This is a genomic window from Pseudomonas sp. GM17, assembly GCF_000282175.2.
Classification (GTDB): Bacteria; Pseudomonadota; Gammaproteobacteria; order Pseudomonadales; family Pseudomonadaceae; genus Aquipseudomonas; species Aquipseudomonas chlororaphis.
Window position 1 is genome coordinate 1,882,447 of record NZ_CP124732.1, and the last position, 22,689, is coordinate 1,905,135.

Sequence of the window (22,689 nt, forward strand, 5' to 3'; positions counted from 1 at the left end):
ACTCCCTTGGCGGCTCGCATCAGAAGCGCCAGATCACGTCGACAAAGGCGCGGTGCATGTACGAGTCGACGTTCTTGCCATAGGCATCGCCCGGCTTGAACACGCCGCCACGAAAGCGCACCAGCGCCGAAGGCTCGTCGATCGACTGGCTGAGCGCGGCCGGCAGCAGGCCTTGCTTGAAGTACTTGGTGACTACCAGGTCCACTTCCTGGCCAAGGTCTTTCTCGCCATCGCGCAGCGGCAGGGACGAGCTGGAGAGCAGGGCGCCGGTGGCGTCGTCGTAGTTGTTTTCCACGGCGTTGATACCGTTGCTGCCCACCGGCTTGTTGCCGTCCACGCGCCAGAACTTGTGGTAGATCAGGCTGGCGTCGTATTCGTCGGCGAGCATCCAGGAACCGAACAGGGTGGCGGTCTGCATGTTGTTCATTTCGCCGCGGAAGGCTTCGCCGAAACGGTGCACCCGCGAACGGGTCCCGGTGTAGTTCGAGCGGTTGCTTTCCAGGCCGTTCTGTTCGTAGTCGCCGCTGGCGCGGGCGTAGGCTGCGCCGACCTGCCATTTCGGGTCCAGGCGCAGGCGCACGCCGAGGTCGGTGGCCCAGCCGTCGAGGCTCTCGCCGCTCTTGGCCTGGGCCGGGCGGGTGCCGTCGGCGTTCAGCGCGTTGACCTTGTCGCGGTCGCCGCTCATGCCGGTGATGCTCGCCCAGTAGTTGACGGTGTTGGTGTTGCGCCAGTTATAGGCGTCGCTGTTGGCTTCCAGGCCGAGCCAGGTCAGGTCGCCGTTCTGGCGCTTGTCCAGGGAGTCGGTGGCTTCGCCCGGGACTGGGTAGTCGAGCTTGCCGTCATCGTGGCTGTGGTGCGCGCGCACGCCAGCCCAATGCCCCGGGGTCCACTGGTAGGCCACATCGCCGTAGACGTGCAGGCGATCCTTGTCTTCCGGCGCCAGCTCCTTGAGGTCGGTGCGGTACTCGCTGAAGCGCTCGGCGATGCCTACGTTGGCGCGCAGCAGGGTGGTGTCGAAGGTCCAGTTCAGGGCTTCGATGTTGGTGTCGCGCCATTGGCCGTCGTCGTTGCGCAGGCGCTGGCGACCGAACTTCAACTGCTCGCCCGGGTAGGGGGTAAGGCCGCTGTAGCCGATCCAGAACTCGCGCATCGCCAGGTAGTTCTTCTTGCTCTTGCGGTCGCTGTTGTTGCTGCTTTCGGTGCTGGCGCCGTCGGACTGCTGCAGGGTGTCGGTCTCGATGATATCGGTCGAGGTCACCGCCTGGCCCATGGCGTAGGCGCTCCAGTTGCCGCTTTCGCCGTAGACCCAGGGCCGCAGGTCGAGGCCGACGCCATTGACGTCGCCGCCGCCCAGGGTGCCGAGGTCACGGTCGTCTTCGGACTGGCCGGTGATTTTCACTTCCAGGCCGAAGTTCTTGCTCTCGGTGATGGCCGCGAGCGTCGGGCAGGACCAGATCAGGGCGAAGCTCAGGCCGATACCGGCCTTCACGAATGGATTCAACTTCATAGGGATTCCTCACCGTCTTCTTCCTGCAGCGCGTGCAGTTCCAACGTGTTCTGGCTCAAGGCGCCACGCACGGCCTGCTCCTGTTGCAGCAGGCGTTGGGCCTCGGCGCGTTGGCCTGGCGGCAGTTGGGCTTCGAGTTGTTGCGCAAGCTCGTTGGCTTGCGGGGTGTCCTGGGTCTTGGCCAGTTGGCTGAAGACATAGGCGTTGAGCGGGTCGGGCTTGGTGCCCTTGCCCTGGGAGAACAGCTGGGCGATGGCGAAGTCGGCGCTGTTCTGGCCGTTGCGCGCAGCGGTCAGCAGGTGGTCCAGGGCTTTTTGCGGATAGACCTGGCCCAGGTAGCCGCGGCGGTAGATCTGGCCGAGGTAGTAGTCGGCGGCGACTTCCTTGCCCTGGGCCTTCTTGAAGTGCTCTTCGGCGACCTTGGCGTCGGCCGGGACCATCTTGCCTTCGTAGTAGAGCTTGCCCAGCAGCAGTTCGGCGCGGGGCTGGTCGGCGGCGCGACCGTTGTCCAGGTACTGCATCATCTTGTCGACGTCGCCGAGTTCGGGGAAGTCGTAGAGCAGTTGCGCCAGGGTGACCCAGGAGGCCGGGTAGCCGGGAGCGATCGGCTCCAGCAGCGCCTGCGCGGTTTTCTCGTCGGTCTTGCCCAGGCTCGCATCGCCCAGCACCCGGGCCACGCTGTCGACCCGTTGCGCGCTGATGACGCCGCGGGCGTGGCCGGCCTGCAGCTGTTTGAGCAGCTCGGCCTGTTGCTCCGGCTGGCCGCGTTTCTGGTAGACGGTGGCCAGTTCGACGTAGCAGATATCGGTGACGTTCAGCGCCGCCTTGCAGATAGTTTCCACCTCGGCCAGGTGCTGGTCGTAGGTGCCCTGGGTGCGGTACAGCAGCACCTGGGCCAGGCCGGCTTCCGGGTAGCCGGCGCTGCGCCATTGGCTGATCTGCTGCTGGGCGTTGACCTTGGGGAAGCTCTGCGGATATTGCAGGTAGAGCATCGCCAGCGGGATCAGGGTGTTGCCTTCACCATTGGCGAAGGCCTTTTTCAACAGGCCTTCGGCTTCGTGGTGCTCGGCTTCGGTGGAGCCGGGCTTGGCCACCAGCAGGCGACCCAGGCGCGCCTGGGCCCGCGGCGAGGTGTCGGCCGCGGCGCGGTAGGTTGCCTCGGCTTGCTTGATCTTCGCCGGGTCGCGGGTTTCCATCTGGATATCGGCCAGGCCGACCTGGGCGTCGCTGTAACCCAGGTCCGCCAGCTGCCGGTAGTTCTGCTCCGCGAGCACAGTGTCGCCGCGCTTCAGGGCTTCGTTGGCCAGGCGCTGGTCGGGCAGGCCGGCGCAACCGGCCAGGGCCATGGCGGTCACCAGAGGCAACAGCAATGCCGAACCCTGTAGCCGCTGCCGCAGGCTGCGATCGGCCGCGTAGCGGACGGGGTCCGGACGGCGCGCTGTGTTCGCCAGACCGCATTCATCCCCTTCACGAGTGCGTTGCACTCGATCGCAGCCTGCGGCAGCGGCTACAGGGGCCGTTTTCGTCATCGGGAGTGGGGTATGAATATTCATGGTTAGAGACCGGCAGCCATGGCTTTGTCGATCAGCCAGTTCACGGACGGGCCGCGGTCGCTGCTGACTTCCACCGGGCGGCCGGAGAAGGCGCTGCTCAGCGGGGCGTCGGGCTTGATCTGCACGCGAATGTCCGAGGACAGGTCGTTGCTGTTGAGGCTGGTGCTGCTGACGATGGTGCCGGTGCGTACGTCGTCTTCGCCGGCGATCTGGAAGCTGACCTTGGTCCCCGGACGCACGTCGGCGAACTGGCGGTAGGAGAAGCGCGCTTCGACGTTGGCCTGGCTGTTACGCGGGACCAGCTGGAAGATCACGTCGCCCTTGCTGGCGTACTGGCCGTCGGCAACCATTTGCTGGGCCACGGTGCAGTCGCAGGGCGAGGTCAGGGTGCCGGTCATCTGCTTGCCGAACAGTTCCTCGACCTTGGCCGGTTGCAGCTGGTCTTCGTTCAGGTGGCCCTTGAGCACGTCGAGCATGCTGGTGCTGAAGGTTGCCAGCGGGGCGCCCTTGGCGGCCACGCCGTCGGCCTGGATCAGGCTCTGCACGGTGCCGTCGCGCGGCATGGTGACGTTCATCCCCGGCGCGCTGACCAGGCCGGCCTGGGCGTGGCTGACGAAGTACATGCCGTACACCGACTTGAGGATGAACCCGAAGGCCGCCAGGCCAACGACGAAGATCCCGGCGCTGAAGGTCACCGCGCGCAGGCGGCCCAGGGCGCTCATGCCGTGGCCGGCGTCCTTGCTCTTGCGCGCCTTGGTGAAGTTGTCGCGCTGCAGGGTGGCGAGCACGTCGCCCATGGTCACGATGTCGCCGGCCAGGTGCGAGGTGATCAGCTGGCGCAGGGTCGAGATGTCCTGGGGCTCGAGGTTCTGGAACTGGCAGCCGACCCGGCCGCTCTGGCGATCCACGGAGCGCACCTGCAACTCCACGTCCATGGCCAGCCCGAGGTTGTCGATGACGAACTGCAGGCGGCCCTTGTGCACGTCGCCGACCTTGATCGGCAACTGCCCGCAGTTGAAGCTCAGGCCGCCGGCGGAGAGGTCGATGACCCGCGCCTCGACCGGGGTCCGGTCGGGGCCGAAGAAGCGCAGCTTGGCCGGGATCTTGACCCGGGCGTGTTGGCGTTGGGCTTCGGATTCATGCACTACATTGACGTTCACGGCGGTGTTCATAAGGGCGATTTCCTAGTTAATTCAGGCAAGGCGGGTCAGACCATCAGCAGCAGCGCGGCGACGAAAATGCTGCCGGCGGAGAAGGTCATGGTCCGAGACGACCAGGTGTTGAACCAACGTTGAAAGCTGGCGAGGTCACGGGACAGAGCAGTCGGTTGGCGGGTCCAGGACTGTTGGTCGAGGCGGAAGAACACGTAGATCTTCACCAGGGCCCCGACGATCTGGTTGTAATAGAGGATCAAAGGGTAGGCCGGGCCGATCCGGTGCCCCGAGCAGGACAGCAGCAGGGTCAGCAGCAGGCGGGTGATACCGATCCACAGCAGGTACACCAGGATGAAGGCGGTGCCGTACTTGAAGCTGGCGATCAGGGCCACGGTCAGGCCGAGCAGGGAGGTCCACATCGACACGCGCTGGTCGAACAGCACCACGCTGGTGAACAGCCCCAGGCGCTTGAGACCCAGCCCCAGGGCCCGGGAGTTCTGCCGCAGGTTGTTGCCGTACCAGCGGAACATCAGCTTGCGGCTGGCCTTGATGAAACTCTTCTCCGGCGGGTGTTCCACGGTGTTGATCGCCGCGTCGGGCACGTAGAAGGTGTCGTAGCCCAGGCGCATCAGGCTGAACCAGCTGGACTTGTCGTCGCCGGTGAGGAACTTGAAGCGGCCCAGGCGCCAGTGTTGCAGCGAGTCGCTTTCCACGTCGGCGATGAAGTCCGGGTTGGTGACCACGCTGGCGCGGAACACCGACATGCGTCCGGTCATGGTCAGCACGCGCTTGGACAGGGCCATGGAGCACATGTTGATGTGGCGCTGGGCGAAGCGCAGCTTGTGCCATTCGCTCATGATGTAGCCGCCGCGCACTTCGCAGAACTCGTTGGTGGTCAGGCCGCCGACGTTGCCGAACAGCTGGAACCAGGGCACGGTCTTGCGCACTACGCCTTCGCCGAGCACGGTGTCGCCGTCGATCACCGCTACCACGGCGCGGTCGTCCGGCAGGTGGCGGGAGATGGCGCGGAAACCGAAGGCCAGGCCGTCGCGCTTGCCGGTGCCGGGGATGCGCACGAAGTCGAGCTTGACGTGGGCAGGCGGGTTCATGCGGGCCCAGAGGCTTTTCACCAGCAGCTCGTCGGACATCTCCACGATCGAGCAGACCACGGTGGTAGGGAAGCCGCAGTCGATGGCTTCACGGATCACCGAGCCATAGACCTGGGCGGTGGTCAGGGCGTCGATCCGGAAGCTGGTGACCATCAGGTACACGTGGGACGGATCGGCGGCCTTGCCCAGCTTGCGGACCTTGCGGCGCAGGTGCGGGTAGACCACGTAGAGAAACAGCATGCCGCGCACGAAATGCGTGGCACCCATCGAGTAGCGCCAGATACCCACGGCGCCAATCAGGAAGATGAAGTCCTTCGATTCGGAGTCGAATGTGGATGCGGGCAACGCCAGGGCGAGACCCATCAGTAAACTCAAGAAAAACAGCCAACCTGCGGCCTGAAGTAGGCCGTGCTTTAGCCTGTGCATAATCTGCATCCGTCTCTATCTCGGGCGAGCCTGTGGGGTGGCCCGATGGGGTTAAGGCAGGCGAAAAAGCCGGGATGGCGTTGGCGCCCTGGCGGACGCCATCGCCAGCAAGCTGGCTCCTACAGGTGCGATGCGATCCTTGCAGGAGCGAGCTTGCTCGCGATCAACCGCGAAGCGGTTGCCGTGCTTCCCGAATCTGCCGGCTTACCAGCAGATACCTTCGGTCCGGCCGCTCGCGCTGGTGGCCTTGGACATGAACCCGACCAGGTCGATGACCTGTTTGCCATGCGGCACTTCTTCGGCCAGGGCGCGGAACTTCTCGTCGCGGTTGCCGAGGATGATCACGTCAGAGTTGTCGATCACCGAGTCGAAGTCCGCGTTGAGCAGGGACGAGACGTGGGGGATCTTGGACTCGATGTAGTCCTTGTTGGCACCGTGGACGCGGGCGTACTCGACGTTGCTGTCGTAGATGCTCAGGTCGAAGCCCTTGCCGATCAGCATTTCCGCCAGCTCCACCAGCGGGCTTTCGCGCAGATCGTCCGTGCCGGCCTTGAAGCTCAGGCCGAGCAGGGCGACTTTGCGCTTGTCGTGGCTGGAGACGATGTCGAAGGCGTTCTGCACCTGGGACTCGTTACTGCGCATCAGCGAGTTGAGCAGCGGTGCTTCGACGTCCAGGGAACCGGCGCGGAAGGTCAGGGCGCGCACGTCCTTGGGCAGGCAGGAGCCGCCGAAGGCGAAGCCCGGGCGCATGTAGTACTGGGACAGGTTGAGGGTCTTGTCCTGGCAGACCACGTCCATCACTTCACGACCATCGACGCCGACGGCCTTGGCGATGTTGCCGATCTCGTTGGCGAAGGTGACCTTGGTGGCGTGCCACACGTTGCAGGTGTACTTGATCATCTCGGCGACAGCGATGTCCTTGCGGATGATCGGTGCGTCGAGTTCTTCGTACAGCGATTGCAGGACGTCGCCCGAGGCCTTGTCGAATTCGCCGATCACGGTCATCGGTGGGAAGTCGTAGTCCTTGATCGCGGTGCTTTCACGCAGGAACTCAGGGTTGACCGCGACGCCGAAGTCGACGCCGGCCTTCTTGCCGGAGCAGTCTTCGAGAATCGGGATCACCACGTTGGCGACAGTGCCCGGCAGTACGGTACTGCGCACCACGATGGTGTGGCGGGAGGTCTTGTCACGCAGGACAAAACCGATCTCGCGGCATACCGCTTCGATGTAGTTGAGTTCCAGGTCGCCGTTCTTCTTGCTGGGCGTGCCGACACAGATCATCGACAAGTCGGTGTCGCGAATCGCCTCGGCGAAGTTGGTGGTTCCGCGCAGACGACCGGTTTGAATACCTTGCGCCAGAAGTTCACCCAGACCCGGTTCAACGATCGGCGAACGGCCTGCGTTGATCATGTCGATCTTGTCCTTGGCAACATCGACGCCAACGACCTCATGGCCCCGTGCAGACAGGCAACCGGCACATACCGCGCCGACGTAACCCAAACCAAATATGCTGATGCGCATCGCATTTACCTCTGTGTTATTCACGCCATTAGATGGCCGGAGTTAATGTTTGCCAGCTGTAATTACGCACTCGGAAGTTCAACGAACAGGCGTTGAGATATCCAGTGCAGGCAGACTAAGTTCCGAGTGTCTAAATAAGTGCACTCAAGTTGTGCGCAACTTGGCCTTGTTGTAGGGGCTGCCCTTAAATGTTGCCGTCCTTCCTGTTGGAAGGCTGCTCCGAGGTTGGCGATAATCCTGATTTATAGGAACAGGCCCATGATAATCAGGTAGTTACACGCTCCCGGAAGCGCTTTAAGGCGGGCTATGCCATGGCCTTGTAGGGGATAGTAATGGTGCATTATCTCCTGTGTATTGACCCTGAGTTCGAGTTCCTGAGCAGTAGGTCAGGACAATATGACAACTTCGCTACTGTCGTTGGATCCCATGTAAGTCATCTCCTACAAACTCGCTGAGAATCGTTACCGGTGGTATGAGCGGTGGTTCAGGACATAGTTCCAGACCGCTGATCCTGTTTTCTGAAATTTCTTGAAATATTGCAAAAGATGGCACTGCTTTCATATTGATAGCACTTACCATTTCAGCCTTTAGTTATGGGGAGTTAAAGCGCGGGGATATTTTTATGCCACTACCGATAAAAAATTTGTGTGCCACTACTGAAAAAAATGACCTCTGTCGAGTGAAACAAAAGTTATAAATTCAGAAGAAAATATTTTGGCGCCAATTGTTTGGCGTTTTGGCGGGAGTCAAAGAGGAAAGTGACCGCTCGTCGACGCACTCGTTTGCGCGAAACCAGTGCATCGACCGAGTGCGTTATTCCGGTGCGTGATCGCGCAGGAAAACCAGATTGTCGGGTTTCGACTGTTCGGCGCTGTAGCGGTAACCCTGGACATCGAATTGCTTGAGGGTCGCTGGGTCGTTGATGCGTTCTTCTATGACGAAGCGGCTCATCATGCCCCGGGCCTTCTTGGCGTAGAAACTGATGATCTTGTACTGGCCGTTCTTCAGGTCCTTGAACTCGGTATTGATGATCCGGGCGTTCAGGGCCGTGCGCTTGACCGCCGAGAAGTATTCGTTGGAAGCCAGGTTGAGCAGCAGGTCGTCGCCCTGTTCGGCCAGGGCCTCGTTGAGCCATTCGCTGATGCGCGTGCCCCAGAAGGCGTACAGGTCCTTGCCGCGGGCGTTGGCCAGCTTGGTGCCCATTTCCAGGCGATAGGGCTGCATCAGGTCCAGCGGGCGCAGCAGGCCGTACAGGCCGGAGAGCATGCGCAGATGCTGCTGGGCGTAATCGAAATCGGCTTCGCTCAGGGTTTCGGCATTCAGGCCGGTGTACACGTCGCCCTTGAACGCCAGCAGCGCCTGCTTGGCGTTGGCCGGAGTGAAGGCCGGGGTCCAACTGCCGAAGCGCGCGGCGTTGAGGCCGCCGATCTTGTCGGAGACGTGCATCAGTTCGCTGATTTGCGCCGGGCTCAGTTCGCGCAATTGCAGGATCAGTTCCTGGGAGTGATCGAGGTACTGCGGCTGGGTGAAGCGTTGAGTGACGGGCGGGGTCTCGAAATCGAGGGTCTTGGCGGGTGAAATCACCATCAGCATGAAGTCGTCTCCTGTAAGCGTCGGGGGATTCTAGGGGCTTGGGCGCTTTGACTCCACCTATGAAGGCAATAGGGCATGCCGCCGGTCGTCCGTTGGTCGGCGATGGTCTGCTGCTGGGAGGCGCGTGTCCGCTCTCTATAAAGGGAAGGGGAGCGGTCTAGGCAATAGGGCCGAGAGGCCGGCATCGGCTATAGTGCCGCGCGGGTTTTGTTATGGAGACATCCCTTTGCGCAGCGCGTTTTTTCTTTCGATCTGGCTGTTGAGTTTCGGCGCCCTGGCGGCGCCGAACGATGTGGCGACCCTGGATCGCAGCACCTGGCCGGAACAGCTCGGCAACCCGACCCTGTTCGACGTGGCGTCGCGGGCGGAGATCCTCACCTTCGCCCGCGCCCTGCTGGACAGCGAGGCCTGGGATGAAGCTTCGTTGAAGCAGCGCCTGGGCCTGCGGATTATCAACATGGCGTCGATCGATGCCGTCCGCCAGCGGCTCTGGCGGCAATTGCTGACCAACTACAACTTCGCCCAGCAGAGCTGCGACCAGGACGCTTCCTTCTGTTTCCTGGTGGAAGACATGGACACCCTGCGCGAGCAGGCCGGCAAGTTCCAGTTGGGCGACGACTCCTATTACGCCCGCTGGGCCGAACCGAGCCGGACCTTCCATGAACAGTATCTGGACGAACTGCTGCGCAAGGCCGCGCTGTTTCCCCAGAGCGCCAGCGAGATCGAGCGTTTTGGCAACTACGAGCGCAATGGCGACGAGCTCAATGACCGGCTGTTCTTGCTGACCTTCGACAGCGCTGCCAATCTCGCCCCGGACAACACCCCGTGGCTGACCGAATACCTGCGCAAGTCGAACATGAACGGCACCTTCTTCGTGCTTGGCAGCGAGTTGCAGAGCCGCCTGGAGCAGCGTTCGGTGGCCAGCCTGCAGGCCCTGTATTCGCAGCAGTGCGTGGGTGTGCTGGGCTGGGAGTATCGTTCCCACAGCCATTGGCAGGGCTGGCAGGACTCGATCGAGCGCAGCGTCGAGCTGGCCAAGGGCAAGCTGCCGGAAAACTACGTGCCGCTGTTTCGCCCGCCCTACGGCCAGCGCCGGGCGGATGCGCAGGCCTTCTTTAATGCACAGGGTTTGCAGGTGGCGCTGTGGGACATCGACCCGCAGGACGGCGCCGGCAAGCTCAAGGGCGAACAGAGCGGCCAGCGGGTGTTGACCCTGATGCTGTTGTGGCGGCACGGGGTGATCAATTTCAACGCCCGGCAGGACGCGGTGAAGACGGCATTGCCCTGGTTGCTGACGCAGACGGCGCAGAGCGGAATCGGTTGGGAGGATTGTCAGGACGCGTTTCGCTAGAAACGACGAAAGGTCCGTATTTACGGGGGGAGAGGAGGTTTTTGCCGATTTTGGCCAGGATTTCGAGGCAGGCGGACTTCCGACTTTAACGGTGCCGGGGCAGCGCGCCAAGGGCTATTCGTCACTCTGCAAAATAAACTTAAAAAAAGCGTCAAAGTGCTTTTTCCTGTCACAGGTTTTGGAGTATTACGAAGTCAGACCGCCGAAACCTGCAACACAGGTGGCGTCTCCCAAGACTCCTTTTGTGTGCACTTCACTCGAACCCCTGCGGGTGAATTCGACGGTCAATTCGAGGCGCAGCACCGCCATGGTATTGCGTCGACTGGCCCCCACATAAGGTGACCGAGTATGGATGACCACGGACGTAGCCCTTCCTCCAACCAGCCAATCCTTTATGTACTCGATACCAATGTATTGATTCACGATCCAAACGCCCTGCTGAACTTCGAAGAACACCATGTGGCGATCCCGATGATCGTCCTGGAGGAACTCGACAAGCTCAAGAGCGGCCATCACAGCGTTGCAGCGGAATGCCGCCAGGCCATTCGCCTGATCGACAAGACCCTGGGTGAGGCCTCGCCTGAAGACGTCGAGCTGGGTGTGCCTATCCAGCGTGGCAAGAGCGGCCCCAAAGGCCTGCTGTCGATCCTCATGAGCAAGCGCTCCGAGCCCAACAGCCTGCTGCCGGAAAACCTCAACGACAACATCATCATCAACCAGTTGATCGACCTGCACGCGCGCGACAAGGAGCTGCGCGTGGTGCTGGTGACCAAAGACATCAACATGCGCCTCAAGGCGCGCGCCTGTGGGATCGCCGCCGAGGACTACAGCACCGACCAGTTGGTCGACGACGTGGCTTTGCTGCCCAACGGCTTCCACAACATGACCGGTTCCTTCTGGGACCGTGTGAGCAAGGTGGAAACCCGCCAGGATCACGGCCGCACCTGGCACCAGGTGCAACTCACCGACAACCTGCCGGCGGTGCACATCAACGAGTTCATCATCGACGAGCAGGGTTTCGTCGGCTGGATCAAGGAGATTCGCGCCGATGTGCTGCTGATTCTCGACCTGCATCAGGAACCCCTGTTGCACCAGGAAGCCTGGGGCCTGAAACCGCGCGACATCTATCAAGGCCTAGCGCTGTTCGCCCTGCTCGATCCGGACATCCATCTGGTCAACCTGTCCGGGGCTGCCGGTTCAGGCAAGACCATCCTGGCCCTGGCCGCAGCCATCGAGCAGACCATGGTCAGCAAGCGTTATCGGCGCATCATCGCCACCCGCAGCGTGCAGGGGCTGGACCAGGAGATCGGCTTCCTGCCGGGCACCGAAGCGGAAAAGATGGAGCCCTGGCTCGGCGCCATCACCGACAACCTCGAAGCTCTGCACATGGATGACGAAAGCACCCATGGCAGCGTCGACTACATCCTCAGCAAGGTGCCGCTGCAGTTCAAATCCCTCAACTACATTCGTGGCCGCAGCTTCCAGCAGAGCCTGATCCTGATCGACGAATGCCAGAACCTCACCCCGCACCAGATGAAAACCATCATCACCCGTGCCGGCGCCGGTTCCAAAGTGGTGTGCCTGGGCAACCTGGCGCAGATCGATACCCCTTACCTGTCCGCGACCAGCTCCGGGCTGACCTACCTCACTGAACGCTTCAAGGACTTCCCCAACGGGGTGCACATCACCCTGCAAGGGGTGCCACGCTCGATTCTGGCCGAATACGCCGAATCCCATCTGTAACCCTCGCCAGACGGGCGGCCGCGAGGCCGCCCGTTTTTTTATGCCCGAAGCAAACCTATCTTCCGTGGGAGCGAGGCTTGCCCGCGATCCAGGCAACGCGGTGCAGCAGGTCAGGCGCGGTGATGCCTTCGCGGGCAAGCCTGAACTGGCCTAATAATTCTGGACACCTCAATCGGGCGCTATGATGGCGCCCAAATCTGAGGTGTTTGGACATGCGCAACTCTTATTCAAATGAGTTCAAGCTCAAAGCAGCCAGCATGGTGCTGGACGAAGGACAGTCGGTTCCCGAGGTCTGCGCCAGCATAAATATTGGTCCTACGGCCTTGCGGCGCTGGGTCGATCAACTGCGCAAGGAAAGAGAAGGTTTAACTCCGATAGGGGCCAAAGCCATCACTGCTGATCAGCGGGAAATTCAGCGGCTCCAGGCCCTGCTCAAGCAGAAAGACCGGGATATCGAAATCCTAAAAAAGGCCAGTGCTCTCCTGCTTTTGGACGCCAAAGATCACTCGCGCTGATCGATGAGTTGGGCGAGCAGTACGGCGTAAATGAGTGCTGTCGTGTGCTTGAGATCAGCCGCAGCAGCTTCTACAGCTGGCGTCAGCGCCAAGGCCAGCAATGCCCTGAGCGAGAAAGGCTCAAGGCGGAGCTGGTCAAGCATCACAAGGCGTCGAGGGCCTCAGCAGGCTCTCGTACCCTGGCCAAAATGCTGCAGGCCGCTGGGCACCAGATAGGTCGATTCAAGGCTCAAAGCCTGATGCGAGAGGCCGGGATAACCTGCCGGCAGCGCAGGCGTCACAAATACCGGTCATCGGGTGTGGAGGCTTTGACGGCACCGCATGAACTCAAGCGTCAGTTTGATGTGAAGGCACCCAACGAGGTGTGGTGTGGGGACGTTACTTACATCAAGGCTGGCAAGCGCTGGTTGTATTTGGCGGCTGTTTTGGATCTGTTTGCCCGCCGTATCGTGGGCTGGTCGTTCTCGTCGATTTCTGATGCGACGCTGACCTGTGAGGCACTGCGGATGGCGACTGAACTGAGAGGACACCCAAAGGGCGTGCTGTTTCACTCTGACCAGGGCTGCCAGTACACCAGTCACAAATTCAGGCATGAATTGAATGAACAAGGCTATCGCCAGAGCATGAGCCGTAAAGGCGAATGTTGGGACAACGCCCCGATGGAGCGTTTTTTTGGAAGCCTGAAGTCGGAGTGGGTGCCTAAGGGCGGCTACGGCTCGGAACATGAGGCCCGAATGGACGTGCAGCGCTACATCACACGCTACAACACCACTCGGCCTCACAGTTACAACGAATATCGATCACCCGTCGCAGCAGAAAGACTGGCTGCGTAAACCTTAAATGGTGTCCAGGATTACTTGACCAGTTCAGCCTCGCTCCTACAGGGGCGGAGTGCGTGGATAATCAAACGTGCGGAAATTTGACCCTCGGGTTTACAATCGCCTTTCCTGATCAGGAGTAAGGCTGTGCTGACTCATCTCGATTCCCAAGGTCGCGCCAATATGGTCGACGTCACCGACAAAGCCGTGACGTCCCGCGAAGCCACGGCCGAAGCCCGGGTGCGCATGCTCCCGCAAACCCTGCAAATGATCGTCAGCGGCGGTCACCCCAAGGGTGATGTGTTCGCCGTGGCGCGCATCGCCGGCATCCAGGCGGCGAAAAAGACCAGCGATCTGATCCCCCTGTGCCATCCGCTGATGCTTACCAGCGTCAAGGTCGAGCTCAGCGCCGAAGGCGAGGACAGCGTGCGCATCGTTGCCCGCTGCAAGCTGGCCGGGCAGACCGGGGTGGAAATGGAAGCCCTGACCGCCGCCAGCGTCGCCGCGCTGACCATCTATGACATGTGCAAGGCCGTGGACCGCGGCATGACCATCGAAGGCGTGCGCTTGCTGGAGAAGCTGGGCGGCAAGAGCGGTCATTACCAGGCGGGTGAGCAATGAACCTGACCGTGAAGTTTTTCGCCCGCTATCGCGAGGCGCTGGGTGTGGATTCGCTGCGGGTCGCCGGCGATTTCGCCACGGTCGACGATGTGCGCGCCCTGCTGGCCCAACGCGAGGGCGCCGAGGTGCTCAGCGAGCAGAACCTGATGTGCGCCCGCAACGAAGACCTGTGCCAGCTCGACGAGCCAGTGAGCGACGGCGACGAAGTGGCGTTTTTTCCTACTGTGACCGGGGGCTGACATGGCGATTCGTGTGCAATCGGGCGCCTTCGATCCGGGGGCGGAAGTCAACGCCATGCATGCGGCGAATGTCGGTGTCGGCGCGGTGGTGAGCTTTGTCGGCTACGTGCGTGATTTCAACGATGGCCTGGATGTGGCCGGGATGTTTCTCGAGCATTACCCGGGCATGACCGAAAAGGCCCTCGGCAAGATCGCCGCCGAGGCCGAACAGCGCTGGCCGCTGCTCAAGCTGGAAGTGCTGCATCGCATCGGCGCGCTGGAGCCGGGCGAGCCGATCGTCTTCGTCGGCGCCGCCAGCGCCCACCGCCAGGCGGCGTTCGACGCCTGTGCCTTTGTCATGGACTACCTGAAAACCCGCGCACCGTTCTGGAAAAAGGAAACCACCGCCGATGGCCCGCGCTGGGTGGAAGGTCGCGACAGCGATCATGCGGCGGCGGATCGTTGGAAAGAATGACGGCCTGATTCATCCGTATTGACCGCAAGTCCTCATAGCGGGCAAGCCTCGCTCCTACAGAGGGTTGCATGGCTTCTGTAGGAGCAGCCGGTCGACGCTCGATTGCCCGCGATGGCGCCCTCGACTACGCCCCTATTTCTCTGCTTTTTTCCATTTCTGTCTCTCGACCAAAGGCCAGTTGAACCGCGTCCGCTGCGTTGACGAGATATACGTAAAAGTCCAGTATGGATTTACAAGTACAAACAAGGCTCCACTGTTTCACTCCTTTCTTCTGTCTTGCCAAACCAACAACAACCCGCGAGAGAACGAATATGAAGAAACTCCCCCTCATCAGTGGCCTGGCCCTGAGCCTGTTGGCGTGCAGCAGCCTGTTCGCCGCCGAGAAAACCCTGCGCATCGGCATCGAGGCGGCTTATCCGCCGTTCGCCTCGAAAACCGACAAGGGCGAGATCGTCGGTTTCGACTACGACATCGGCAATGCCCTGTGCGCGCAGATGCAGGTCAAGTGCCTATGGGTCGAGGGTGAATTCGACGGCCTGATTCCCTCCTTGAAAGTGAAAAAAATCGACATGGCGCTGTCGTCGATGACCATCAACGAAGACCGCAAGAAGTCGGTCGACTTCACCCACAAGTACTACTTCACTTCCTCGCGGCTGGTGATGAAGGAAGGCGCCACGGTCGATGACCAATACGCCAGCCTCAAGGGCAAGAACGTCGGTGTGCAACGGGCGACCACCACTGACCGCTACGCCAGCGAGGTGTTCGAGCCCAAGGGCATCAACGTCAAGCGCTACAGCAACAACGAAGAGATCTACATGGACCTGGCGGCCGGGCGCCTCGATGCTATTTTCGCGGACACCATCCCGCTGAATGATTTCCTGTCGATGCCGCGCGGCAAGGGCTATGCGTTTGTCGGGCCAGAACTGAAGGACCCGAAATACGTGGGTGAGGGCGCGGGGATCGCGGTGCGCAAGGGCAATGCCGAGCTGGTCGGCCAGTTGAATAGCGCCATCGATGGCATTCGCGCCAGTGGCGAATATCAGAAGATTTCCGAGAAGTACTTCAAGTCCGACATCTACGGCGACTGATGTCGTGTGGCGTTCGTGAGGACGCCATCGCGGGCAAGCCTCGCTCCTGCGGTTTTGTAGGAGCGAGGCTTGCCCGCGATGCTTTTAGAGACTGTCAGCCCTTCAATTCCTTCAGGTGCTTGTACACTGTCGCCCGCCCCATGTTCAGCACGTTGGCCACATAGTTGGCGGCGCTTTTGCCCTTGAACGCACCTTCGGCGTGCAGCGCCAGCACCAGTTCGCGCTTGTGTTCGCGGGTCAGCAGGTTCAGGCCCAGCTGCCGTTCGCGCAGCCAGTTGTGCAGGAAGGTGTTGATGCGCTCCTGCCAGTCATCGCGAAACAGCGAGTCCGGTTGCGGGATCAGTTTGCTCGGCGAGAGGAACAGGTCCAGCGCCGCCTTGGCATTCTCGAACAGCGAAATATTCAGGTTGATGCACAGCACCGCCGTCGGCTGGCCGCTGCCGTCGCGCAGCACGCTGCTGAGGCTGCGGATCTTCTGGCCGTCCCAGTTGAGCTTTTCGTAGGGGCCGATATTCCGCTCATTGGCATCCTCGCCGAGCATGTCTTCGAGGGCGGAGTCGTCGCCCACTTCGCGCTTGGAGATGTTGTTGGCGATGTAGTCGATCTTCTGCGTGCGCAGATCGTGGATGACCACCTCGGCATGGGGGAAGAACAGCGTGGCGATGGCATCGGCGATCGCCCGGAAGTTATCCAGGACAGGGTCCTGCGCGGGTGAGGTCATGGGTGGTTCTCCAGGCGGTGTCAGCGCCCTGCGAGGCAGGGCGCTGCGAGTGTGCCGCAATCGTTGGGGCGCGTCACTGAGCGGGGTCAGCCGAGGCGGGCGGGGGAGAGCATGGCGGCGTCCAGGCCAAAGCGCGCCAGTTGCTCCGGCAAGGCTTCGCCACGCACCAGGGCAGCGCTGGCCTGGCCCATGGCTGGCGAGGTCTGGATGCCGTAGCCGCCTTGCGCGGCGACCCAGAACAGGCCCGGTACCTGGGTGTCGAAGCCGGCCAGCAGGTCGCCGTCGCTGACGAAGCTGCGCAGGCCGGCCCAGGTGCGGGTCGGGCGGCGAATGGTCAGGGTGGTGGCCTCTTCGATCTGGTAGATGCCCATGGCGATGTCCAGCTCTTCCGGCTGTACGTCGTGGGGCTCCACCGGGTCGGCGTTGGCCGGCGAGCCGAGGAACATGCCGGCGTCGGGCTTCATGTAGAAGGATTCGTCGAGGCTCACCAGCATCGGCCAATGGTGGATATCGACGCCTTCGGGGCCGGCGAAGATAAAGGCTGCGCGGCGTTTTGGCTGCAGGCCCAGGGGCCGGGCGCCGGCCATGGCGCCGACCTGGTCGGCCCAGGCGCCGGCGGCGTTGATCAGGATGGGCGCGCTGAAGGTCTGGCCGGCAGTCTGTACCTGCCATTGGCCTTGTTCGTCGCGGCTCAGCCCCAGCACTTCACAGTCGGTACGCACCTCGCCCTGGTTGCGCCGGATGCCGCGCAGGTAACCCTGGTGCAGGGCGTCGGTGTCGATGTCGCTGGCGCTTGGGTCGTAGAGGGCGCCGTGGACCTTCTCGCGACGCAGGATCGGCAGGCGCGCGCAGGCTTCGTCGGCGCTCAGCAGCTGCATTTCCGGCACCGTGGCCTTGGCGCTCAGGTACTGGTTGTTCAGCTCGCTGGGGTTGCCGGTGAAGTCCACGGTCATTTCGCCGCGCGGGGTCAGCAGCGGGTGCTCGCAGAACCCTTGCGGCGGGGCATCGAAAAAGTCCCGGCTGGCCAGGGTCAGGGCGCGTACCTGGGGCGTGCCATAGGCGGCGGTATAGAGCGCCGCGGAGCGCCCGGTGGAGTGGTAGGCCGGATGCGATTCGCGTTCCAGCACCAGCACCCGGCCATGGCGCGACAGCCAGTAGCCGGTGGAGGCACCGGCAATGCCGCCGCCGATGATGATGAAGTCTGCCTGGGTCATTCGAGCCTCCAAAAAAGGGGATAACGCGCGTCTGTAGGAGCGAGGCTTGCCCGCGATCGATCCTGAGCCTGTCACCGTGGTTCGCTCGGGGCCGTCGATCACGAGCCGGCTGGTGTTCCATTGGTATTTAGTGAGTGCACTGCAAGCGGTACAGCGCATTGGCCAGGGCGATGTCTTCCAGGCCCAGGCCGATGGAGCGGAAGAACACGTGGCGCCCCGGCTCCGGTCGTTGTGCCAGGTCGCTGAGCAGTTCGGGCAGGTCGCCGAGAATCGCCGCCTTGTCCCAGCCATGCCGTTCGCCGGCGATCAGCATCTCGCCGGCCGAGCCGGGGGTGGTCTGACGATAGTCGCAATACACCTGCATGTCCTTCAGCGCGGCGGGCGGCACTTCATGGGCCCGTGGCGCGTTGGTGCTGATGGAGGTGATCAGCGCCGGCTTGCGCAAGGTGCGCGGGTCGATCACCGGGCCGGCGGAGGAGGTGCAGAGCATGATGACGTCGGCGTCCTGTAGGGCGTCATCGAGCTGGCTGGCGACCTGCAGGCGCGGGTCGAGGGCCTTCAGGCGCGCGATGTCCTCGGCGGATTTTCCGGCCAGGCCAGGGGAGTACAGGCGGATGGATTGCCACTCGCGCAGGGCTTTCACGTAATGCAGGTGGGCCTGGGCCACGGGGCCGCTGCCAATGATCGCCAGGTGCCTGGCGTCGGCCGGCGCCAGGGCGTCGACGGCCACGGCGGTGGTGGCCGCGGTGCGCGCGGTGGTCAGTTCGCCAGCGTCACAGAGCAGCAGCGGCTGGCCGCTGTCCATGGACATCAGCAGGGTCCAGGCGGTGACCAGCGGGCCTTCGGTGCGGACGATATAGGGCGAGGTCTTGACCCCGTAGACCCGCTCTTCGGCCAGCACGCCCAGGTAATTGATAAAGTCCCCGGCGCCCTGGGGAAACTCCACCAGTTGCTGCGCCGGCTGCACGGCAAGCCCGGCGGCCAGGTCGTGGAACAGCTTGCGCAGGACCTGCGGCACGTCGACCTGCGCCAGCAACTGGCGGGCTTGAGGCTGGGTAATCACGCAGGGCGTGCTGGACATGCGGGTGCTCCCAAGAAGTAAACTAATTTGTCCATTATGGACTTTTAGTTTTGTCGGGCAATATCCAGGCGAAAAAAAACGCAGCCTATGGTCGGGCTGCGTTTTTTTGCGGGCAGGCTTGTATCTGTAGGAGCGAGGCTTGCCCGCGAGGCGTCATTGCTGACACTGCGCGTTATCGTTCATCGCGAGCAAGCTTCGCTCCTACAACGATGCTGCTCAGGCTTTCGGGCGTTTGCGCTCCACGGGGCGCAGCAGCTCGGTCGGCGGCATTTCGCAGCTGATCTTGCGACCCAGCAGCGCTTCGATCGACGGCAGCTGATAGGAGTCGTCCTCGCCGGCGAAGCTGATGGACACGCCGTCGGCGCCCGCCCGGCCAGTGCGGCCGATACGGTGCACGTAGTCGTCCGGCACTTCCGGCAGGGTGAAGTTGATCACGTGGCTGATGCCGTCGATGTGGATGCCACGCCCGGCGACATCGGTGGCCACCAGCACGCGGATCTTGCCTTCGCGGAAGCCTTCCAGGGTCTTGATGCGCTTGTGCTGCGGCACGTCGCCGGACAGCTGGGCGGCATTCACGCCGTCGCGTACTAGGCGTTCCTCGATGCGCCGCACTTCATCCTTGCGGTTGGCGAAGACCATGACCCGTTCCCAGCCGTTGTCGTTGACCAGGTTGTACAGCAGCTTGTACTTGTCGGCGCCGGCCACCGCGTAGATGTGCTGTTCGACGTTGGCGTTGGCCACGTTCTCGGCTTCGATCTCGACGATCGCCGGGTCGGTGGTCCACTGCTTGGCGAGGTTCATCACGTCGTCGGTGAAGGTGGCGGAGAACAGCAGGGTCTGGCGTTCGCTTTTCGGCGGGGTCTGGCGAATGATCTGGCGTACCTGGGGGATGAAGCCCATGTCGAGCATGCGGTCGGCTTCGTCCAGCACCATCACTTCGACCATGTCCAGGTGCACGTCGCCGCGCTGGTTGAAGTCCAGCAGGCGGCCCGGGGTGGCCACCAGAATGTCGCAATGCCGGGCTTCGAGGTGCTTGAGCTGTTTGTCGAAGTCCATGCCGCCGACAAAGGTCATCACGTTGAGACCGGTGTATTTGGTCAGGCTGGCCGCATCCTTGGCGATCTGTACCACCAGTTCGCGGGTCGGCGCGATGATCAGCGCCCGCGGCTCGCCCATGTAGCGCTCTTTCGGTGGTGGGGTCTGCAGCAGCTGGGTGATGATCGAGATCAGGAACGCGGCGGTCTTGCCGGTACCGGTCTGGGCGCGGCCGATGGCGTCTTTGCCGGCCAGGGTGAACCCCAGTACCTGCGCCTGGATCGGCGTGCAGTAGGGGAAACCCAGGTCGTGGATCGCGTGCATCAGTTCCGGCGCGAGTTTGAAGTCGTGGAAGCGGGTCTTGCCTTCCTGCGGTTCGACGACGAAGTCTTCCAGTTTCCAGGTGCTCACCGGTGGTTTCGGCGCGCGTGGGCGGCGCGGCTGCTCGGCCTTGGGCTTGTCGCTGCGCGGCGCGGTCTGGGCCGTCGGGGCGGCTGGGGCCACCGGCTCTTGCCTGGCCACGGAGGCGGGCGCGGTCCGTTCCGGCTGATGGCCGTCGGTACGGCTGCTGGGGCTGGAGGAAGAGGGGCTGGAGCCTGGCGCGAGCTGCTCAGCCTCGCTTTTACCGAAGATTTTCTTGAGTGCTTTGAGCACGGTCATCTCATCAATTGGTTAAGGAATGTACGCCGGGCAGTGTAATGCAAGAATCGGGCGCGGCGTAGTGGATTGCTCAACGGGCTACCTAACTTATCGATTCAGCGCAAACGCTCGCCGAGCCAGGCGCCGATATCGCGAATTTCTTCGGGTAACACTTCGTGGCCCATTGGGTATTCCTGCCATGTCACGGTGACACCATGGTGTTTCAGGTACTCGTAGGCGGTGCGGCCCATGGCGTTCTGCACCACTTCGTCGTACTGGCCGTGCAGGCACAGGGTTGGAATCCGCTGCTGGCTGGCCGACAGTTCCAGTTCATCGCTGAAGGTCGGGGCATAGGTGGACAGGGCAAGCACGCCACCCAGCGGGCCCTGCCATTTAAGGAAGGCGGTGTGCAGGACGACCGCGCCACCCTGGGAAAAGCCGGCGAGGAAAATCCGCGAAGGGTCTATTCCGCTGGCGCGCTGTTCTTCGATCAGGTCGGTCAGGCGTTTGGCCGACTCGTCCAGCTGTTCGCGGTTGATCGCGCGCGCCGGGCTCATGGCCAGAATGTCGTACCAGCTGGGCATGGCATAACCGCCATTGATGGTCACGGCGCGGGTCGGTGCCTGGGGCAGGACGAAGCGGGTGGTCAACAGGCTTTCCTGCAGCGCTTCGGCCACCGGCAGGAAGTCGTAGCGGTCGGCGCCCAGGCCATGGAGCCAGATCACACAGGCGTCGACGGGCTTGCTGGGCTGAAGAATCAAGGGCTCGGTCATGGTTGCTCCAAATATGTGCGCACGCGCCCAAGCGGGGCGTGATCGAGGTGCGCGGTCGGTTGATCAGTGAAGAAGATGTCGCAAGGCTGCAAGTTTTGCTCTTGACCCCGGGCTGAACCGCTTTAACCGGCACTCTGGTATGGGCTTTGCTATAGCCGTTGCGTGAAGTGATTGCGTTCACCCTGCCGGTAACACTATCAGGCTACTGGCGGGTGTGGGATAGCAAAGATCCGATGATGGACGTTCGCCAGTGGCCGCTACGGGCTTCGCGAACATGCAAGGGCTACAGCCCGTTCGGTCGCTTGGTGAGTATGGGTTTTCTCTTAAATGGATTTTCTCCTACTAGACTCATAGCTAAAGTCCTACGCCGCTTGACCCTATAAAAAGCCAACACGGGTCAACAGTGCCTCATAAAGGTGCGGCAGGACTCAAGCTCCGACACAACAAGAGCAAAACTGGAGGTTTGAATGAAGATGTTGAAATCCACCCTGGCTGTGGTCACGGCCGCCGCGGTACTGGGTATGAGCGGCTTCGCGCAGGCGGGTGCGACCCTGGATGCGGTGCAGAAGAAAGGCTTTGTGCAGTGCGGTGTGAGCGACGGTCTGCCGGGCTTCTCGGTACCGGACGCCACCGGCAAGATCCTCGGCATCGACGCCGATATCTGCCGCGCCGTGGCCGCCGCGGTATTCGGCGACGCGACCAAAGTGAAATTCAGCCAGTTGAACGCCAAGGAGCGTTTCACCGCGCTGCAATCGGGCGAAATCGACATCCTGTCGCGCAACACCACCATGACCAGTTCCCGCGACGCGGGCATGGGCCTGAAATTCCCGGGCTTCATCACCTACTACGACGGCATCGGTTTCCTGGTGAACAACAAGCTGGGCGTCAAGAGCGCCAAGGAACTGGACGGCGCGACCATCTGCATCCAGGCCGGCACCACCACCGAGCTGAACGTGTCCGACTACTTCCGCGGCAACGGCCTGAAATACACCCCGATCACCTTCGACACCTCCGATGAAAGCGCCAAGTCGCTGGAGTCCGGGCGTTGCGACGTGCTGACCTCCGACAAGTCCCAGCTGTTCGCCCAGCGCAGCAAGCTGGCTTCGCCGAAGGACTATGTGGTTCTGCCGGAAACCATTTCCAAGGAACCGCTGGGCCCGGTCGTGCGTAACGGCGACGACGAGTGGCTGGCCATCATCCGCTGGACGGGCTACGCCATGCTCAACGCCGAAGAGGCCGGCATCACGTCGAAGAACGTCGAAGCCGAAGCCAAGTCCACCAAGAACCCTGACGTTGCGCGTCTGCTGGGTGCCGACGGCGAATACGGCAAGGACCTGAAGCTGCGCAAGGACTGGGTGGTACAGATCGTCAAGCAAGTCGGCAACTACGGCGAAGTGTTCGAGAAGAACCTCGGCAAGAGCACTCCGCTAGAGATCGATCGCGGCCTGAACGCGCTATGGAACAACGGCGGCATTCAATACGCACCACCAGTGCGCTGATGGTTCTATCGCCCGGCGGGCCAACCGCCGGGTGA

The 22,689-nt window shown here is 62.2% G+C and carries 19 protein-coding genes; 8 read left to right on the forward strand and 11 right to left on the reverse strand.

What is annotated here, in order from left to right:
• Positions 1 to 19: 19 nt before the first annotated feature.
• From PMI20_RS08390 to yaaA, 6 genes are all read right to left on the reverse strand, one after another.
• Positions 20 to 1,507, reverse strand: a complete 1,488-nt coding sequence (locus PMI20_RS08390) for an alginate export family protein (protein ID WP_007932832.1) — start codon at positions 1,505 to 1,507, stop codon at positions 20 to 22.
• A complete protein-coding gene (gene algK, locus PMI20_RS08395) occupies positions 1,504 to 3,036 on the reverse strand; it encodes an alginate biosynthesis TPR repeat lipoprotein AlgK (protein WP_284173361.1) in 1,533 nt (510 codons plus the stop codon). Before algK ends, PMI20_RS08390 begins: the two co-directional genes overlap by 4 nt.
• 26 nt (positions 3,037 to 3,062) lie before the next feature.
• The gene (locus PMI20_RS08400) at positions 3,063 to 4,232 is read right to left on the reverse strand and encodes an alginate biosynthesis protein Alg44 (protein WP_007929395.1); all 1,170 of its coding nucleotides are present in this window, start codon (positions 4,230 to 4,232) and stop codon (positions 3,063 to 3,065) included.
• 35 nt (positions 4,233 to 4,267) lie between these two features.
• The gene (gene alg8, locus PMI20_RS08405) at positions 4,268 to 5,749 is read right to left on the reverse strand and encodes a mannuronan synthase (protein WP_009042274.1); all 1,482 of its coding nucleotides are present in this window, start codon (positions 5,747 to 5,749) and stop codon (positions 4,268 to 4,270) included.
• A gap of 204 nt (positions 5,750 to 5,953) precedes the next feature.
• Positions 5,954 to 7,270 (reverse strand): nucleotide sugar dehydrogenase, encoded by a 1,317-nt coding sequence (locus tag PMI20_RS08410; RefSeq protein ID WP_007929392.1) that lies wholly within the window; start codon positions 7,268 to 7,270, stop codon positions 5,954 to 5,956.
• A gap of 813 nt (positions 7,271 to 8,083) precedes the next feature.
• Positions 8,084 to 8,863, reverse strand: a complete 780-nt coding sequence (gene yaaA / locus PMI20_RS08415; protein WP_007929391.1) for a peroxide stress protein YaaA — start codon at positions 8,861 to 8,863, stop codon at positions 8,084 to 8,086.
• 226 nt (positions 8,864 to 9,089) lie between these two features.
• On the opposite strand from yaaA, the gene PMI20_RS08420 reads away from it, so the two are divergent.
• The 7 genes from PMI20_RS08420 to aotJ all read left to right on the forward strand — a co-directional run bounded on the left by PMI20_RS08420 (position 9,090) and on the right by aotJ (position 15,692).
• The gene (locus PMI20_RS08420) at positions 9,090 to 10,214 is read left to right on the forward strand and encodes a polysaccharide deacetylase family protein (protein ID WP_007929390.1); all 1,125 of its coding nucleotides are present in this window, start codon (positions 9,090 to 9,092) and stop codon (positions 10,212 to 10,214) included.
• Between the two features lie 348 nt (positions 10,215 to 10,562).
• Positions 10,563 to 11,957 carry a PhoH family protein gene (locus PMI20_RS08425; RefSeq protein WP_007929389.1) on the forward strand — a complete coding sequence of 465 codons (1,395 nt, stop codon included), beginning with the start codon at positions 10,563 to 10,565 and terminating at the stop codon, positions 11,955 to 11,957.
• A 212-nt stretch (positions 11,958 to 12,169) separates the two neighbouring features.
• A protein-coding gene (locus PMI20_RS08430) for an IS3 family transposase (RefSeq protein ID WP_238543459.1) occupies positions 12,170 to 13,305 on the forward strand; the annotation gives its coding sequence in 2 pieces (ribosomal slippage) (positions 12,170 to 12,419 and positions 12,419 to 13,305; 1,137 coding nt in all).
• 132 nt (positions 13,306 to 13,437) lie between these two features.
• A complete protein-coding gene (gene moaC / locus PMI20_RS08435) occupies positions 13,438 to 13,911 on the forward strand; it encodes a cyclic pyranopterin monophosphate synthase MoaC (protein ID WP_007932096.1) in 474 nt (157 codons plus the stop codon).
• Complete coding sequence (gene moaD, locus PMI20_RS08440) at positions 13,908 to 14,150, forward strand: molybdopterin converting factor subunit 1 (RefSeq protein ID WP_007932097.1); 243 nt, start codon at positions 13,908 to 13,910, stop codon at positions 14,148 to 14,150. The genes moaC and moaD overlap by 4 nt, the downstream gene beginning before the upstream one ends.
• A 1-nt stretch (position 14,151) precedes the next feature.
• A complete protein-coding gene (gene moaE, locus PMI20_RS08445; RefSeq protein WP_007932098.1) occupies positions 14,152 to 14,604 on the forward strand; it encodes a molybdopterin synthase catalytic subunit MoaE in 453 nt (150 codons plus the stop codon).
• A gap of 311 nt (positions 14,605 to 14,915) precedes the next feature.
• Positions 14,916 to 15,692, forward strand: coding sequence for an L-arginine-binding protein AotJ (gene aotJ / locus PMI20_RS08450; RefSeq protein WP_007932099.1), 777 nt, complete (start codon positions 14,916 to 14,918; stop codon positions 15,690 to 15,692).
• 94 nt (positions 15,693 to 15,786) lie between these two features.
• On the opposite strand, the gene PMI20_RS08455 is transcribed toward aotJ, so the two are convergent.
• The 5 genes from PMI20_RS08455 to PMI20_RS08475 all read right to left on the reverse strand — a co-directional run bounded on the left by PMI20_RS08455 (position 15,787) and on the right by PMI20_RS08475 (position 21,155).
• The gene (locus PMI20_RS08455) at positions 15,787 to 16,413 is read right to left on the reverse strand and encodes a helix-turn-helix transcriptional regulator (protein WP_007932101.1); all 627 of its coding nucleotides are present in this window, start codon (positions 16,411 to 16,413) and stop codon (positions 15,787 to 15,789) included.
• An 86-nt stretch (positions 16,414 to 16,499) separates the two neighbouring features.
• Positions 16,500 to 17,627: an NAD(P)/FAD-dependent oxidoreductase gene (locus PMI20_RS08460; protein ID WP_007932102.1), complete on the reverse strand. Its 1,128-nt coding sequence runs from the start codon at positions 17,625 to 17,627 to the stop codon at positions 16,500 to 16,502.
• Positions 17,628 to 17,754: 127 nt separating this feature from the next.
• Positions 17,755 to 18,708, reverse strand: a complete 954-nt coding sequence (locus PMI20_RS08465; protein ID WP_007932104.1) for an ornithine cyclodeaminase family protein — start codon at positions 18,706 to 18,708, stop codon at positions 17,755 to 17,757.
• Between the two features lie 216 nt (positions 18,709 to 18,924).
• Entirely contained in the window at positions 18,925 to 20,403 is a 1,479-nt protein-coding gene (gene rhlB, locus PMI20_RS08470; RefSeq protein WP_007932105.1) for an ATP-dependent RNA helicase RhlB, read from the reverse strand.
• Positions 20,404 to 20,498: 95 nt separating this feature from the next.
• Positions 20,499 to 21,155, reverse strand: a complete 657-nt coding sequence (locus tag PMI20_RS08475; protein WP_007932106.1) for an alpha/beta hydrolase — start codon at positions 21,153 to 21,155, stop codon at positions 20,499 to 20,501.
• 467 nt (positions 21,156 to 21,622) lie between these two features.
• Between PMI20_RS08475 and PMI20_RS08480 the strand changes: the two genes are divergently transcribed.
• The gene (locus PMI20_RS08480) at positions 21,623 to 22,654 is read left to right on the forward strand and encodes an amino acid ABC transporter substrate-binding protein (protein ID WP_007932108.1); all 1,032 of its coding nucleotides are present in this window, start codon (positions 21,623 to 21,625) and stop codon (positions 22,652 to 22,654) included.
• Positions 22,655 to 22,689: the final 35 nt, after the last annotated feature.